This is a genomic window from Brevibacterium sanguinis, from assembly GCF_003315415.1.
GTDB lineage: Bacteria > Actinomycetota > Actinomycetes > Actinomycetales > Brevibacteriaceae > Brevibacterium > Brevibacterium celere_A.
In genome coordinates this window covers 40478-55132 of record NZ_QNSB01000003.1, presented here as the reverse complement: position 1 = coordinate 55132, position 14655 = coordinate 40478, and the positions used below count along the sequence as shown (strand labels likewise).

Here is a 14655-nt window from a genome sequence, read left to right as displayed (position 1 = left end):
CCGTCCTCACTCATTCGCCGTCCCGATTTCCTCGGCCTCGTCGACGGCCGGCACCGCGGTCGGCGTCGTCCCCGTGATCGGAAGCCACACGGACACCATCGTCCCATCGCCTGGCTCGCTGTCCACCTCGACGCCACCGTCCAGCTCCTCCGCCCGCTCGCGGATGCCCCGCAGGCCCAGCCCCCGCCTCGGCGTTGCCGAAGCCGAGCCTGCCGCGAGGACGCGCGGATCGAAGCCGCGTCCGTCGTCGCGGATGTCGAGGCGGACCTCGGCGGAGGTGAAGGTCAGCGTGATCATCACGCGGGACGCGGCCGCGTGCTCCTCGACGTTGGCCAGTGCTCCGCGGGTGCTCGCGATGAGCGCGGCCGCGACCCGGGTGGGCAGCATGACGGGAGCTCCGTCGATGCGCAGTCGAACCTCGGCGGTGCCGTGCCGGCGCTCGAGGAGATCGCCGAGGCGGCGGCGCAGTTCGTCGACGTCGACGAGGTCCGCGCTCTGCACCTCGGTGCTGAGGTCGTGGATGACCGTGCGGATCTCCTCGAGGCCGGTGCGCGCGGCGTCGATCGCGGTCGAGACGTTCGACCGGGCGATGTCGGGCCGGGCGTCCCAGCTGCGCTCGGCCGCCTGGAGGAGGAGGTGGATGCTCGAGAGGTCCTGGCCGATGGAGTCGTGGATGTCCCGGGACAGGCGGGTGCGCTCGCGCAGAGCACCGGCCCGCCGCTGCTCGGCGGCGAGCTCGTCCTGGGCGGCGACGAGGCGGTCGATGAGCTCGGACCGCGCCTTCGACTCCCGATCGAGGGCGCGGAAGGACATGATGGTGACGAGGGCGACGCCGAGGGGACCGACGACAAGGGTCGGGTCAGGATGGGTGCTGATCCGCAGCCAGGAGGCAGTGACGACGATCATCAGCGCGCTCACGCACACCGTCGCCCAGGTGAAGGACAGGGTGCGCAGCACGGAGAACGCGACGGGGACCGCACACCACGCGAACGACGGCGCGGCGACGGTGAGCGAGGCGACGAGCAGGGCGAGGGTGAGCGCCCAGGCCCGGGGCCAGGCAGGTTCCTCCGGCAGGATCGGCCGCAGGGCGGAGCACGCGAGCAGCGCCGCCGCACCGAGGAGGATGAGCACGCCCACGGGTGAGAGTCCATGGCGGACGATGTAGCGCAGGGAGCTCGTCGCGAGCAGGACGACGAGGACGACGAACAGCCACACGTCGAGGCGGCGGACGGGAGCGAGCAGAGCGGGCATCGTACTCAAGCATAAGGAGGCTGAAGAGCTGCCGGCATCATCCGATCGGCCATTCACCGCTGGCCGAGTGCCAGACGCGCGGGGAACGCAGGGCGAGAAGAATCGGTGGTGATCGGACCACCGATCGGAATGCCCGTCCACCTGTCAAGGAGATCTCAGTGAATCGCAGCCACGTCGTGACCAGCACTCTGCTGTCGGGAGCCGTCCTCGCCGGCGCCCTGACCGCCGTCACTCTCATCACCTCGCCCGCCGGCGCCGTCGGGTCCGCGGCCGCGCAGCCGGATTCCGGCCGCGCCTCGACCTACCTGCTCGACGCCGATGAGGGCGGATCGATGTTCGAGGGCATCGCCGCCGATGAGAAGTCCGGCTCCTTCTACGTCAGTGAGACCACCGGTGGGGAGATCCACCGCGGGCGCTCCGGCACCGAGGACACCGAGGAATGGCTTCCCGGAGACGGCACCGACGGGCGCTTCACCGCCCGCGGCATGACCGTCGACGGGGACGGCAACCTCTACATCGCCGGCGGCCCGAACGGGATCACCAACCCGGGAGCGCCGGATCTCTGGGTCTACTCCCCCGAGGGCGAGCTGCTCGCTGCTCTCCAGGCCCCCGGCGACGATGTGTTCCTCAACGATGTGACGATCGGGGCCGACGGAGCCGCCTACTTCACCGACTCCAACGATCCGCGCATCTTCCGCGTCTCCGCCGACCTCGCCGGGTCCGATGACCAAGACGGGCGCTTCGGCGTCGAGCTGTGGGCGGACGCCTCCGGCACGATCACGAGGCAGGCGGGCTTCAACCTCGGCGGTATCGTGCTCAGCCAGGACCGTTCCGGGTTCGTCGTCGCGCAGGGCAACACCGGCCGGCTCTGGCGCTTCGACGCTCGGACCGGTGGGGCCACCGCCATCGACACGCAGGATGTCGATCTGACCAACGCCGATGGACTCCTCCTCCGCGGCACCACGCTGCAGGTGGTCCAGAACTTCAATCACAGGCTGAGCACGTTGGGAATCAGCGCCGACGGGTCTCAGGTGCGCTCCGCCCGGCAGCAGAACACCGACCCGGACCGGGTGCTGACGACCGTGGCGCAGCTGCGCGGACAGACGCTCTACGTCGAGTCCCACTTCCGGGAGACGCCCCCGGCCGGGCCCTTCGAGGTGATCACGGACCCGTTCGCCGACTGAGGTCCCGCAGCGGTTCGCCGACCGATGTGACGATGGGGCCGCGCGGATTCCGCGGGCTCCATCGTCACACCTCCGCGGGCTCACACCTCGGCAGGCTCACACCTCAGCGGACTCACACCTCGGCATCGACGTCCTTGGCGGTCGGGTCCCACGTGATGAGTCCGACGGCGATCGCTCCGGCCAGCGGTGCGCACGCGACGATCCAGAACACCCCGGTGCCCAGCGAGGCGGCGAGGATCGGGAACATGATGAGCGAGACGATCGAGAACGACCGCAGCACCGACTGGTTGAAGCCGATGCCGACGCCGCGCAGCCTCGTCGGGTAGGACAGGGTCGCGTAGTTCATGAGGTTGGCACCGGGGCCGCCGGCCTGGGCGAAGACGAAGGCGGCGAGCATCGCCACCGACACGAGCACGAGTGCGCCGGAGGGGATGCCGACGATCGCGAGCAGGAGGAGCGAGGCCGCCTGGATCGAGAATCCGATCAGCGTCATCGTCCGGCTGCCGAAGCGGTTGACGATCGACATGCCGAGCAGACCGCCGATCGCCCCGAACCCGAGGTTGATGACGAGCGACGACACGATCGTGACGAAGGGTCCCTGCTGGAACAGGGTCGAGATGATCAGCGGGGTGCCGTAAGCGACGGCGTTGTAGCCGAAGGTCGAGAACACGGAGACGCACAGGGCGACGATCGTGCGGATGCGGTACTTGGGCGAGAACAGCTCGGCGAAGACGGCCCACCGCTTGTCGGCGCGCTCGGCCGACGCCGGCGCCGCGGTCTCGGGGGCGAGTTCGACGTCGAGACCGTGATGGGAGCGCATGACGTCGACGGCGCCCTTGAGATCGCCCTGGTCGGCCAGCCATTGGGGCGACTCGGCAAGGTAGCGGCGGCGGACGAGGAGCACGATGACGGCCGGAACCGCGCCGAACCCGACGACGATGCGCCAGAGGATGTCGTGCTGGTCATACGGCAGCGAGACGAAGAAGACGAGGACGATGAGGTAGCCGATGCCGGTGGCCATGTACCAGGCCGGCGACCACGCGTTGACGCGCTGGGAGCGGTTGCCCTTGCCCTTGAGCTTGGAGAACTCGGCGAGGAAGGCCATCGCCACCGGCAGGTCGAGGCCGACGCCGATGCCCATGATGAAGCGGAAGAAGATCAGCGTCCACTCCTCGGGGGCGAGGGCGCAGCCGATCGCGGCGACGACGAAGAACACCATGTCGGCCATGAAGAGCTTGTAGCGGCCGAACCGGTCGACGAGGTACCCGCCGAAGAGGGCGCCGATGACGGCGCCGACCATGATCGAGGCGTTGACGAGGCCGGTCATGAAGCCGGACAACCCGAACTGCTCCTTGATCGCGGTGATTCCGAACGCGAGGGAGGAGAAGTCGTAGGCGTCCATGAAGATCCCGCCGAGAGCGAGGATGATCACGGCGGTCGTCTTCGTGCCCTGCGAGCCGAATTCGGCCAGGAGGGAGTTGACGTCCGTGGCCGAGCGCACGACGCGTGTCGTCGAGGTGGTGGCGGGGTTCGTCGAGGCAGATTCGGTCGAGACGGAGTGCTCGTTCGCGGTCTGTGCGGTGCCCCCTGATGCGGGAGTGGGATCTGATTCAGTCACGAGGGTCCAGTGTGAAGCCGGACCGTCCGATCGCGGACGCGCACCGTCATACTCCGTCACGGTAGGCTGCGGCACTGGTTGCTCTCAAGGGCACTGTGTGCGACCAGTGCCCTTGAGAGCAAGTCGTGCCGTCAGTGGCTGGCGCGGGAGGGAACCGTCCGGATCGCCGCGCATGGCCGGCACCTGCCCGGACACTATGCTCGGAGGACAGGAGGTGACGGCGAATGCCCCCATTGACGAATGTCACGCTCTGCCGGACGTGCGGTGTCGAGTTCGCGGAGCCCACTCCCCCGGTGTGCCCGATCTGCGCGGACGACCGCCAGTTCGTGCCCGCTTCTGGTCAGGAGTGGACGACCCGCGCCGAGCTCGATTCCGCCGGCCATTCCGTGGTCGTCGAGGAGCGCGAGCCCGGCCTCCATGCCGTCCGCGTCGAACCGCGGTTCGCCATCGGCCAGACCTGCTACCTCGCGCAGACGGAGCACGGCAATCTGCTCTTCGATGTCCCGCCCTACATCGACGCCGACGCGGTCGCCGCCGTCTCGGCCCTCGGCGGGGTCTCCGCGATCGTGCCCAGTCATCCGCACATGTACGGCGTCCAGCTCGAATGGAGTGCCGCGTTCGACGGCGCCCCGGTCCACGTGTGCTCGGCGGATTCCTCGTGGCTCCAGCGCCGAGGTGAGGCGATCGTCTGCTACGACGATGAAGCCGAGGTCCTGCCCGGTGTTCGCGTGCGACGCGTCGGCGGTCATTTCGCCGGCAGCGCCGTGGCGCTGTGGACCGGCGCGGACGGTCGCGGTGTGATGCTCAGCGGCGATTCGATCGGGCCGGTGGCCCGCACCGGGTGGGTGACGTTCATGCGCAGCTTCCCCAACTATCTGCCGCTCTCGGCCGCCGTGGTCCGGCGCATCGCGTCCTCGGTCGCGGATCTCGACTTCGACCGCATGTACGGCAACTTCGGTCAGCAGCTCGCGCAGGGCGCCCATGCGGCGGTCCGGGAGTCCGCTGACCGCTATGCCCGGTGGGTCTCCGGGGAGTTCGACGACCTCACGTGAGGCGAGCCACCGGACGGCGGCCGCGCCTCGGCGGCTAGTCGAGTTCGACGCCGCGCTTCTCGGGCAGGAGGAACATCGCGAGGAACTGGATGAGGTAGATGACCGGCAGGAGGGCGAGCGCGACGCCGAAGCCGAAGGAACCTGCGAGCACCGCGATGACGACGGGCGCGAGCCCGCCGAGTGCGCGCCCGATGTTGAAGATGACGTTCTGAGCGGTCGCTCGCACGTGGGTGGGGTACATCTCGGCGAGCAGTGCCCCATGGCCGCCGAGCATGCCGTTGGCGAAGGCTCCCATGAAGAATCCGCCGACGAGGAGCGCGGTCGGGTTCTCCATCTGGCTGTAGATGAGGATCGAGACGATCGCACCGGCCTGGAAGATCCAGAAGGCGGGCCGACGGCCGAGGCGGTCGGCGACCTGGCCGAAGACGAGGATCCCCGTGAGCATTCCGACGACGGTGACCGCGGTCCACAGCGATCCCTTCGTCACACCGAGGTCCATCTGCTCGGAGAGGTAGTTCGGCAGCCAGGTGATGATGCCGAAGTACCCGAAGTTCTGCACGGTGGTGAGGATGATGAGGGCGATGGTGATCTTGACGGTCGCTCTGTCCTTGACCAGCGCCGAGATCTTCGCGGCGAAGGTCTCGTGGCTCGGTCCGGCCTTGTCCTCGGCGTGGGCCTGTTTGAACTTCTCCGGTTCGTCGACCCCTCGGCGGACGACGAAGGCGTAGACGGCCGGGAGCAGGCCGACGACGAACAGTGCCCGCCAGCCCCAGAGGGCGATGATGGGCGCGGAGATGATCGCCGCGACGAACACGCCCAGCTGGAAGCCCACCCCGACCCATGATGTCGCTCGCGCTCGCTGGTTCGCCGGGACCGCCTCGGCGGCCAGGGCCATGCCGATTCCGAACTCACCGCCGATGCCGATGCCGGCGATGAACCGATATGCCGCGAGGTCCCAGTACCCCTGCGCCAACGCGCTCAGCCCAGTGAACACGGCGAAGATGAGGACGGTCCACGTGAGGACGCGGATGCGACCGAGGCGGTCGGCGAGCGCTCCGAAGACCACTCCGCCGAGGACCGCGCCGAGCAGGGTGATCGTCGACAGCGATCCGGCCTGGACGTCGGTGAGCCCGAACGAGACGATGATGCCGCTGAGCGCGAAGCTGAGGATGAGCAGGTCGAAGCCGTCGAGCCCGTAGCCGACCGCCGCCGCGAACAGCGCCTTGACCCGATACCGGGGCTGCGGGTCGGTCGTCGCCTCGGGGGCGCCGGGGGTATTGGGCGTGGCGGCTGTCATGGGTGTCCTCGTGGAGTTCGGCAGGCGAAGGTCCGGGCGCTTGGGGGCTTCGGGTCTGCTGAGAAAATGGCCGCAGACCATTATCCACGATGCGCGCGTGCGCGCGGTAGTTCGGTGATCGAACTCGCACATTGACGAACCATCGAACACGTGTTCGAATGTAGGTATGAGGTGGGAACAGCCGACCGGGCAGCTCTTCGGGGTCAAGGGGCTCGTGCGCAGCGTCACGACCCCCGAGTTCGCCGGAATGACGTTCCACGAGGTGCTCGCGAAGTCGGCCCTCAACAAGGTGCCGGCCTCGAGTTCCATGCCGTTCTCGTGGACGGTCAATCCCTACCGCGGATGCTCGCATGCCTGCGTCTACTGCTTCGCCCGCAGCACTCATCGCTACCTCGACCTCGACGCCGGGGCGGACTTCGACCGGCAGGTGATCGTCAAGATCAACACCCCCGAGGTGCTTGCCGCCGAGGTGGCGAAGCCGAAGTGGGCACACGACCTCGTCGCGCTCGGGACCAACACCGACCCGTATCAGCGCGCCGAGGGCCGGTACCGGCTGATGCCCGGCATCATCTCGGCGCTGGCCGAGCACGACACCCCGATGTCGATCCTCACGAAGGGCACCCTGCTGCGCCGCGACCTGCCGCTGCTGTCCCGCGCCGCCGAGGAGGTGCCGGTCGAGCTCGGCATGTCGATCGCCGTGCACGACGACGAGCTCCAGCAGGCGATCGAACCGGGAACCCCGACGACCACCGCACGTCTGGCGACGGTCGCGGCCGCCGCGGAGCTCGGCTTCGACGTCACCGTGTTCCTCATGCCCGTGATGCCCAAGCTCACCGATTCGATGGACCACCTCGACGCCGCCCTCCGGGCGATCTCGGAGGCCGGCGCGGCGCGCGTGGTCTACGGCGCCCTGCACCTGCGCCCGGGCGCCCGCGAGTGGTTCTTCACCTGGCTCGAACGCGAGCATCCGCAGCTCATCCCCCGCTACCGGCGCATGTACGCGAACTCGGCCTACGCCTCGAAGGAGTATCGGCGGTGGCTGGCCGCGCGGATCGATCCTCTCATCGACAGGTACGGGCTGCGCGGGGCCGACGCGGACGATCCGGCTCCACGCGACCTGGCGGCCGGCGGTCCTCCGGCGGCCCGGCGGCCGATGAGCTGGCGGCGGTTCCGAGCTCGCCGGGAGCAGATGCGGCTGCGCCCGACCGACCAGGATCAACTGCGTCCGGCGAGCGGCGAGGAATGGGGGCCGGCACCGCCTCCACCCGTCCAGGACGCACTGTTCTGAGGCTCGGCAGGGCCAGTGACCCTGCGCCGGAGCAGCACTCGCTGTGCCGAGGACCGAATGTGACCCTGCGCCCACGCCGGAACGTCCGGGAATAGCGCACGGCGCTCAGCCGTTACCCCACCAGCAGGGAACAGCACCGTCAGCACCAGGAGCGATTGGGTGACCACGACCATCGGCGACACAGGACTCACCCCACACACCCTTCGCGAGACGTTCTCCCACTTCCCGCAGGGAGTGGTCCTGCTCGGTGCCGAGGTCGACGGCGTCCGGCACGGCCTCATCGCCTCCACCTTCACGGTCGGGATCTCGCTCGACCCTCCCCTGGCCAGTGTCGCCATCCAACTCGGCTCCTGGACGTGGGACCGCCTTCGCGCCGCCCCATCGATCGGGGTCTCCCTCCTCGGATCGCATCAGTCGGGGCTCGTACGTCAGCTGGCCTCCCCCGATCACGCGAGCAGGTTCACCGGCATCGAGACCGCCGTCGATCTCGACGGAGCCCTCACCGTCACCGACAGCCCGGCACACCTGTGGACCCACGTCCACAGTGAGATGCCCGCCGGCGATCACACCCTTGCGCTGCTCGAGATCCTCGACGCCTCCACCTCGACGTCCCCCGACGCACTCGTCTTCCATCGCAGCTCATTCAAGAACATCGCCGAGTGATCCCCAGCGGAATATCGCCTCCCCTGCACCGGTTGGCACCGACATGAGAATCGACGTCTGGTCCGACATCGCCTGCCCGTGGTGTTTCATCGGCAAACGCCGGTTCGAGGCCGCTCTTGACGCCTTCGTCCACAGGGATGAGGTCGACGTCGAATGGCACAGCTTCCAGCTCGACCCGACGCTGCCCACACGTGCCGACGGCAGCGAGGCCGACTACCTCAGCCGTTCGAAGGGGATGGCTCTCGACCAGGTCGAGCAGATGTTCAGGCATGTCGAGGCACAGGCCGCCGGCGAGGGGCTGCGCTTCGACTTCGACTCCGTCGTCGTCGCCAACAGCTTCACCGCTCATCGGCTCCTCCAACTGGCCAAGGCCCAGGGAGTCGGGGGCGAGGCCAAGGAGGCCCTCCTCTCCGGCCACTTCGAGCAGGGTCGCGACATCTCCGACCACGACTACCTCGCCGAGGTGGGGCAGGCGGTGGGCATCGATCCCGCACTGGTCCGCCGAGTCCTCGATTCGGACGAGTTCGTCGCCGAGGTGGAGGCCGACATCGCCGAGGCCCGAGCCCTCGGCATCGGCGGAGTCCCGTTCTTCGTCATCGACCGCCGATACGGGATCTCCGGAGCGCAGCCGTCTGCAGTGTTCGCCGAGGCGCTCGAGACCTCCTGGCAGGAGAGCGGCAAGCTCTCGGTCCTCGCCGGTGACCCTTCCGGCTCCGACTCGACCGGTGGCGCCGCGTGCGGTCCCGAGGGCTGCGACTGAGACGTCCCCATTCGCGTGATTGCGCGCTAATGTAGCTCACTATGGACAACACCGCGCAGTCGCTCGTCGGGTTCTTCGAATCCACGAGCCTCGTCGAGGCTCAGCTGCTGCTGGCCAGCTTCGTCCTCTGCTCGCTCATCGGCTTCGAACGCCAGTTCCGGCAGAAGGCGGCCGGGTACCGCACTCACGTGCTCGTCGGCATCGGGTCCTGTGCCTTCACCCTGGTCTCGACGTATGGCTTCGCCGCCGTCCTCGACAAGGAGACTGTCCTCGACCCCTCGCGCATCGCCGCGCAGATCGTGTCCGGGATCGGCTTCCTCGGCGCGGGCGTGATCTTCAAGGGCCACAATGTCGTCCGCGGGCTGACGACCGCCGCGACCATCTGGGTGGCGGCTGCAGTCGGCATGGCGTGTGGGGCCGGAATGCTGTCCCTTGCCGCGATCGTCACAGCGGTCCACCTGCTCACCCTGTTCGTCATCGCCCCGCTCATCGCCAAGCTGCCCGACCACAACAAGCACCGGCTGCTGCGCATCACCTACGTCGACGGCGAAGGCCTCCTCCGCAAGATCCTCGGCGTGGCCAGCACCATGGGGTTCACGAACTCGATTCTCGACACCGACAGGATCGAGGGCGAGGACGGCACCCGACTCGTCCAGATCGACGTGAAATTCCTCGGCAAACCCCCGTTGCAGGCGCTGATCCCCGAGCTCCTCGATCTCGACGGGGTGAAGAAGGTCAACCTCCGCGACGATGAGGACCGGTCCGACGACGATCGGATGTGAGCGTCAGCCGCAGATCCGTCGCCGTCCGACTGGGGACAACTGGAATCTGAGACACAGTTTCGAAGCCGGAGACTTTCGAATATCTTCTGGTGTGGTCGGAGCGCAGAGACCATGCATTCCGGAGTCGGCAAAGGTCGGACGGGACGAGGAGATATCGTTGCACGCTGAGTTGATTTCGATCATCGTTCTCGCTGCGATGTTCATCATCGCCACGTGGCGTGACATCAACATGGGCCTCCTCGGGTTCATCGCGGCGGCTGGACTCGGAGGCCTCGTCCTCGGTCAGGCCCCAGAGGAGTTCCTCTCCGGCTTCCCCGTCGACCTGTTCCTCACCCTCGTCGGCCTCACCTATCTGTTCGGCTTCGCTCAGAGCAACGGAGCCATCGAGATCCTCGTCGATTGGTGCGTCAGGCTCGTCGGCGGCAGAACTGCCGCGATGCCGTGGGTCTTCTTCGTCCTCACCGCCGTGCTCATCGCATTCGGAGCGCTCTTCGCCGTGGCCATCGTCGCACCGCTCGCACTGTCATTCGCCCGGCGACATCGCATCAATCAGTTCATGATGGGCCTCATGGTCGTTCACGGCGCTTTGGCTGGGGCCTTCTCTCCGATCAGTGTGTACGGGATCTTCATCAATGACTATCTCGACAGCAAGGGTTTCGAGCCGGCACCCACCACTCTGTTCTTCGCGCCGTTCATCTTCAATGCCGTTCTCTCCGCCGTCGTCCACCTCGTTCTCCACCGTAGAGAAGGTCTGCGTGCCCCGCACGACGACGAGGACTCAACGCTGGTCGAGCAAGCAGGCAACCCGACAGATACCGTCCTCCGGCCGAAGCTGAATGGTCAGCAGGTGCTCACCCTGATCGGTCTGGCGCTCATGGCCGTGTCGGTGCTCGTATTCAGCTGGGACGTCGGCCTGGTGACGATTGTCATCGCCGTGTTCCTGGCGGCGATCTATCCGTCGGCCGGACGAGCGGCGATGACGAAGGTCTCGTGGTCCGTCGTCATTCTCATCACCGGAGTCCTGACCTACATCGAAGTGCTCCAATCAGCAGGGACAGTCGAATGGGTCTCCGCATCCATCACAGCGATCGGTGTTCCGCTCCTCGCTGCTCTCCTGCTCTTCTACCTATCCGGCATCGTCTCGGCACTGGCTTCGTCATTGGCCATCATTGGTGTGGTCATCGCACTGGCAGTGCCGTTCCTGGAATCAGGCGAAGTCCATGTCGGAGGTTTCGTCGCAGCGCTCGCCATCTCCGCCACGATCGTCGACATCAGTCCGTTCTCCACCAACGGCGCAATGCTCCTCGCCAATGTCGATCAGACGATCCGCGATCGCTACTATCGGCAGATGATCGGATACGCCGGGCTCATGTGCCTCATCGGACCGGCACTGGCGTGGGTCGTCGCCGCGATACCGACTCTGCTGAGTCGGTGAATGCATATCACGCGCGCATCGTTCCGGTCTCCTGGTACCGACCGTGCCAGGACAGGGCCTCGGCGAGGAGGTGCGGGGTGTGCTGACCGTCCGGATTCGCGGAGACGGCTCGGTCGAGGTAGTCCCGGAGTCGGTCGCGGTAGTCCGGATGGGCGCAGCTGTCGATGATCCGCCGTGCCCTGGCCTGGGGTGAGAGGCCGCGCAGGTCGGCCAGTCCCTGTTCGGTGACGAGGATCTGGGTGTCGTGCTCGGTGTGGTCGATGTGGCTGGCGAAGGGAACGATCGAGGAGATCGCTCCCCCTTTGGCCAGGGAGTTGGAGACGAAGAAGTTGAGGTAGGCGTTGCGGGCGAAGTCCCCGGAGCCGCCGATGCCGTTGATGATCGAGCTGCCCATGACGTGCGTCGAGTTGACGTTGCCGTAGATGTCGGCTTCGACCATACCGTTGATGGCGATGATCCCCAGTCTCCGGATGGCTTCGGGATGGTTCGACATCTCCTGCGTCCGCAGGAGGATCCTGCCCTTGTACGATTCGATGCGCTCGTTGAAATCCGCGGCCCTCTCCGCCGACAGCGAGAACGCCGTCGCGGACACGGAGGTGAGCTTGCCGCTGTCGAGGAGGTCGAGCATTCCGTCCTGGATCACCTCGGTGTAGGCGGTGAGTCCTTCGAACTCGCTCGCCGCGAGGTCGGCCATGACCGCGTTCGCGACGTTGCCGACGCCCGACTGCAGCGGCAGCAGGTGCGCGGGAAGACGTCCGGCACCGATCTCATGGCGGAGGAAGTCGACGAGGTGGCCGGCGATCGCCGCGGAGTCCTCGTCGACGGGTTTGAAGGGCAGGTTCCGGTCGGGCGAGTTCGTCTCGACGACCGCGACCACCTTCGAGGGGTCGACGCGCAGGTAGGGGTCGCCGATGCGCTGCATCGGTTCGAGCAGCTGGATGGGCAGGCGCTCGGGTGGGCGGCGAGTGCCGTAGTAGACGTCGTGGAATCCCTCGTAGGCGCGGGGGTGCCACGAGTTGACCTCGAGGATCACCCTGTCGGCGAGATCGAGCCAGGTCTTGGAGTTGCCGACCGAACTGCCGGGCACGAGCAGCCCGCCCGGGAGGATGGCCGCGACCTCGACGACCGCGACCTCGAGGTTCCCGTAGAAGCCGAACCATGCCTGCTGCGCCGAGTGGCTGAGGTGGGTGTCGACGTATTCGGTCCGCCCGCTGTTGATCGACCTGCGCATCGTGGGATCGGATTGGAACGGCAGCCGTTTGCTCACCGCACCCGCCTCGGCGAGGACCCCGTCGAGCTCAGGTGCGGTCGACGCCCCCGTCCACAGCTCGATCGCGAAGTCCTGCCCGGCGGCATGCGCCTCACGGGCCCGGACGGCAACGGCCCCGGGGACCTCCTTGGGGTACCCGGAGCCGGTGAAGCCGCTCATGGCGACACGGTCGCCGAGCGTGATCTCCGCCGCGGCGGCCTCGGCGGACGTGATCTTCTCGGACAGCTGGGGGCAGGTGATTCTCGACATCATCGGCAGTCTAGCGGATGGGTCGACACCGCCCTGGGGGGCCGCATTCGTCTGTGCGAACGCGGCCGAATCAGGCGAACATGCTCACGCCCCCGGGGCCCACCAGGCAACCGAGGACGATGAGGACGATGCCCCAGACGATCTGCCGCCGGAAGAGGGCGAAGATGCCGGAGATGACCAGCAGCGCCGCGATGATCCACAGGATTGTTGCCATGACGTACCTCGATTCTTCGGCTGTGTCGGCGGGTGCCGGCTCAGCAGGCGGGTGTGATGATCAGTGTCTGCCGTGCCCGGAGTCGGTGTCCGGCGGAAGGTCCGGTCGCCTTTCAGGGTGAGCGCCGCTGCGCTCGCTGCCAACGCCTCGGGGGTCGACATCGTCGTCTCGACGGTCGGTGCCGTCGCCTCGGCGGGTGTCGAGGCCCTCGTCCCGGGTGTCGACGCCCTCGTCACGAGTGCCGACGCTCTCGTCGCGAGTGGTGTTTCCCTCATGGCGGCCCCGGGACGGGCCGTCGGTCAGCTGAGTGCCCTCGCCTCGGCGAGTGTCGACGTCGGGGTCGAGCTCGTCGGCGCGCTTGAGCCGCTCCTCCTGCTCGCGGCGCTGCTCCTGGACCTCCTGGTCGCGGATTCCGGCGTCGTTGTGGAGCTGATCGGCCTCGGCGGCGCGCTGCTGGGCCTCGGCCTCTCGACGCTTCGCCTCGGCGGCATGGGCTTCCGCGTCGGCCTCCGCTTTCTTCGCCTGTGCCCTCTGCTCGTTGACCTCGGCCTCTCTCGCCTGGACGGCGGCCTGCTTCTCGGCGGCCTCCTCACGGATCCGCGCCGCCTCCTGGCGCTTCCTGTCCGGAGACTTCCGCATGACGGCGACGATGATTCCGATGATGATCAGAACGACGACAATCGCCACAATGATCCAGATGATGGTTGAGGTATTCATGAAATTCCTCCCTTTCCAGATATTCGATTGTCGGAATCCACTGGATTCATTTCATAGTTGCACGGTTGATATCCGGTGACAAGCCCCTTTGTCTGCGGCGGGGACCGTGCGCTCGGCATTCAGCCGGTACTGATCGAATACTCAAGAAGGCGGATTAACGTGACGGATATCGGTGTCCCCCAGTGACACGTCGATGCATTCCGTTGCATTCAACAAGGGAGGAACGAATCATGAGCGATACCGTCAAAGTGCCCCAACCGGCCGGGACCTCGACCACGGAACGGGAGAACGCCGAACGAGGCTTCACCGCCTCGCCGTCCCTGGCCAAGAACCTGCAGACCGTGCTCGTCGATTTCATCGCCCTCCAGCTGGTGGGCAAGCAGGCCCACTGGAACATCGTCGGCCCCAACTTCCGCGACCTCCATCTCAACCTCGACGAGGTCGTCGCCATCGCACGCGACGGTGCGGACGAGATCGCCGAGAGGATGCGGGCTCTGCATGCCACCGCCGACGGTCGCCCGGCCGTCGTCGCCGAGCAGACCGCCCTGCCCGAGTTCCCCGCCGGGGAGATCACCACGCATGACGCCATCGATCTCACCGTCCGCGCGGTCGAGGCGACGGTCGGAACCATGCGTCAGGTCCATGACGAGGTCGACTCGGCCGATCCGACCACCGCGGACATCTTCCACGAGTTCATCGCCAAGCTCGAGCAGCAGGCCTGGTTCCTCAGTGCCGAGACGCGCACGCCTTCGGACTGATCAGCGAGCGCAGCTCGACAGCGGGCTCTAAGTCTGGCAGCGACCGTGAGTCGACGGACCACCGGTGAACACGCATCGCCGGTGGTCCGTTCGCGTCCATGGACTGAAGCCATGAGC

Annotated in this window: 14 protein-coding genes; 8 read left to right on the top strand and 6 right to left on the bottom strand. The window is 67.2% G+C overall.

Annotated elements, in window-relative coordinates; genetic code table 11:
• Positions 1–6 precede the first annotated feature (6 nt).
• Positions 7–1251, bottom strand: coding sequence for a sensor histidine kinase (locus tag DFO65_RS04600; protein WP_113903255.1), 1245 nt, complete (start codon positions 1249–1251; stop codon positions 7–9).
• Between the two features lie 158 nt (positions 1252–1409).
• Here DFO65_RS04600 and DFO65_RS04595 point away from each other — a divergent pair, with 158 nt between their 5' ends.
• Positions 1410–2435, top strand: a complete 1026-nt coding sequence (locus tag DFO65_RS04595; protein ID WP_220151236.1) for an SMP-30/gluconolactonase/LRE family protein — start codon at positions 1410–1412, stop codon at positions 2433–2435.
• Positions 2436–2547: 112 nt separating this feature from the next.
• Here the strand turns inward: DFO65_RS04595 and DFO65_RS04590 are convergent, their stop codons facing one another.
• Positions 2548–4053, bottom strand: a complete 1506-nt coding sequence (locus DFO65_RS04590) for an MFS transporter (RefSeq protein WP_113903254.1) — start codon at positions 4051–4053, stop codon at positions 2548–2550.
• 224 nt (positions 4054–4277) lie between these two features.
• Between DFO65_RS04590 and DFO65_RS04585 the strand changes: the two genes are divergently transcribed.
• A complete protein-coding gene (locus DFO65_RS04585) occupies positions 4278–5105 on the top strand; it encodes an MBL fold metallo-hydrolase (protein ID WP_181778625.1) in 828 nt (275 codons plus the stop codon).
• A 34-nt stretch (positions 5106–5139) separates the two neighbouring features.
• Here DFO65_RS04585 and DFO65_RS04580 read toward each other — a convergent pair whose 3' ends face one another.
• A complete protein-coding gene (locus tag DFO65_RS04580) occupies positions 5140–6402 on the bottom strand; it encodes an MFS transporter (RefSeq protein WP_113903253.1) in 1263 nt (420 codons plus the stop codon).
• A 166-nt stretch (positions 6403–6568) separates the two neighbouring features.
• Here DFO65_RS04580 and DFO65_RS04575 point away from each other — a divergent pair, with 166 nt between their 5' ends.
• The 5 genes from DFO65_RS04575 (at position 6569) to DFO65_RS04555 (ending at position 11330) form a co-directional block, all read left to right on the top strand.
• A complete protein-coding gene (locus DFO65_RS04575; protein WP_181778624.1) occupies positions 6569–7690 on the top strand; it encodes an Rv2578c family radical SAM protein in 1122 nt (373 codons plus the stop codon).
• Between the two features lie 159 nt (positions 7691–7849).
• Positions 7850–8353, top strand: coding sequence for a flavin reductase family protein (locus DFO65_RS04570; RefSeq protein WP_113903252.1), 504 nt, complete (start codon positions 7850–7852; stop codon positions 8351–8353).
• A 43-nt stretch (positions 8354–8396) separates the two neighbouring features.
• Positions 8397–9113, top strand: a complete 717-nt coding sequence (locus DFO65_RS04565) for a DsbA family oxidoreductase (RefSeq protein ID WP_113903251.1) — start codon at positions 8397–8399, stop codon at positions 9111–9113.
• A gap of 41 nt (positions 9114–9154) precedes the next feature.
• On the top strand, positions 9155–9895 hold the full coding sequence (locus tag DFO65_RS04560; protein WP_113903250.1) for an MgtC/SapB family protein: 741 nt from the start codon (positions 9155–9157) through the stop codon (positions 9893–9895).
• 157 nt (positions 9896–10052) lie between these two features.
• A complete protein-coding gene (locus tag DFO65_RS04555) occupies positions 10053–11330 on the top strand; it encodes an SLC13 family permease (protein WP_113903249.1) in 1278 nt (425 codons plus the stop codon).
• 7 nt (positions 11331–11337) lie between these two features.
• Here the strand turns inward: DFO65_RS04555 and scpC are convergent, their stop codons facing one another.
• The 3 genes from scpC to DFO65_RS04545 form a co-directional block, all read right to left on the bottom strand.
• Positions 11338–12849, bottom strand: a complete 1512-nt coding sequence (scpC, locus tag DFO65_RS04550; protein WP_113903585.1) for a succinyl-CoA:acetate CoA-transferase ScpC — start codon at positions 12847–12849, stop codon at positions 11338–11340.
• A 70-nt stretch (positions 12850–12919) separates the two neighbouring features.
• Positions 12920–13063, bottom strand: a complete 144-nt coding sequence (locus tag DFO65_RS17045; protein WP_181778623.1) for a GPGG-motif small membrane protein — start codon at positions 13061–13063, stop codon at positions 12920–12922.
• A gap of 60 nt (positions 13064–13123) precedes the next feature.
• Positions 13124–13780, bottom strand: a complete 657-nt coding sequence (locus tag DFO65_RS04545) for a hypothetical protein (protein ID WP_113903248.1) — start codon at positions 13778–13780, stop codon at positions 13124–13126.
• Between the two features lie 230 nt (positions 13781–14010).
• On the opposite strand from DFO65_RS04545, the gene DFO65_RS04540 reads away from it, so the two are divergent.
• Positions 14011–14538, top strand: coding sequence for a Dps family protein (locus DFO65_RS04540; protein ID WP_113903247.1), 528 nt, complete (start codon positions 14011–14013; stop codon positions 14536–14538).
• The last annotated feature ends 117 nt before the right edge of the window (positions 14539–14655 follow it).

Coding starts and splice junctions, on each gene's coding strand:
- DFO65_RS04600 (WP_113903255.1), bottom strand. CDS start 1,251: ATGCCCGCTCTGCTCGCTCCCGTCCGCCGCCTCGACGTGTGGCTGTTC.
- DFO65_RS04585 (WP_181778625.1), top strand. CDS start 4,278: ATGCCCCCATTGACGAATGTCACGCTCTGCCGGACGTGCGGTGTCGAG.
- DFO65_RS04580 (WP_113903253.1), bottom strand. CDS start 6,402: ATGACAGCCGCCACGCCCAATACCCCCGGCGCCCCCGAGGCGACGACC.
- DFO65_RS04575 (WP_181778624.1), top strand. CDS start 6,569: ATGAGGTGGGAACAGCCGACCGGGCAGCTCTTCGGGGTCAAGGGGCTC.
- DFO65_RS04565 (WP_113903251.1), top strand. CDS start 8,397: ATGAGAATCGACGTCTGGTCCGACATCGCCTGCCCGTGGTGTTTCATC.
- DFO65_RS04560 (WP_113903250.1), top strand. CDS start 9,155: ATGGACAACACCGCGCAGTCGCTCGTCGGGTTCTTCGAATCCACGAGC.
- scpC (WP_113903585.1), bottom strand. CDS start 12,849: ATGTCGAGAATCACCTGCCCCCAGCTGTCCGAGAAGATCACGTCCGCC.
- DFO65_RS17045 (WP_181778623.1), bottom strand. CDS start 13,063: ATGGCAACAATCCTGTGGATCATCGCGGCGCTGCTGGTCATCTCCGGC.
- DFO65_RS04545 (WP_113903248.1), bottom strand. CDS start 13,780: ATGAATACCTCAACCATCATCTGGATCATTGTGGCGATTGTCGTCGTT.
- DFO65_RS04540 (WP_113903247.1), top strand. CDS start 14,011: ATGAGCGATACCGTCAAAGTGCCCCAACCGGCCGGGACCTCGACCACG.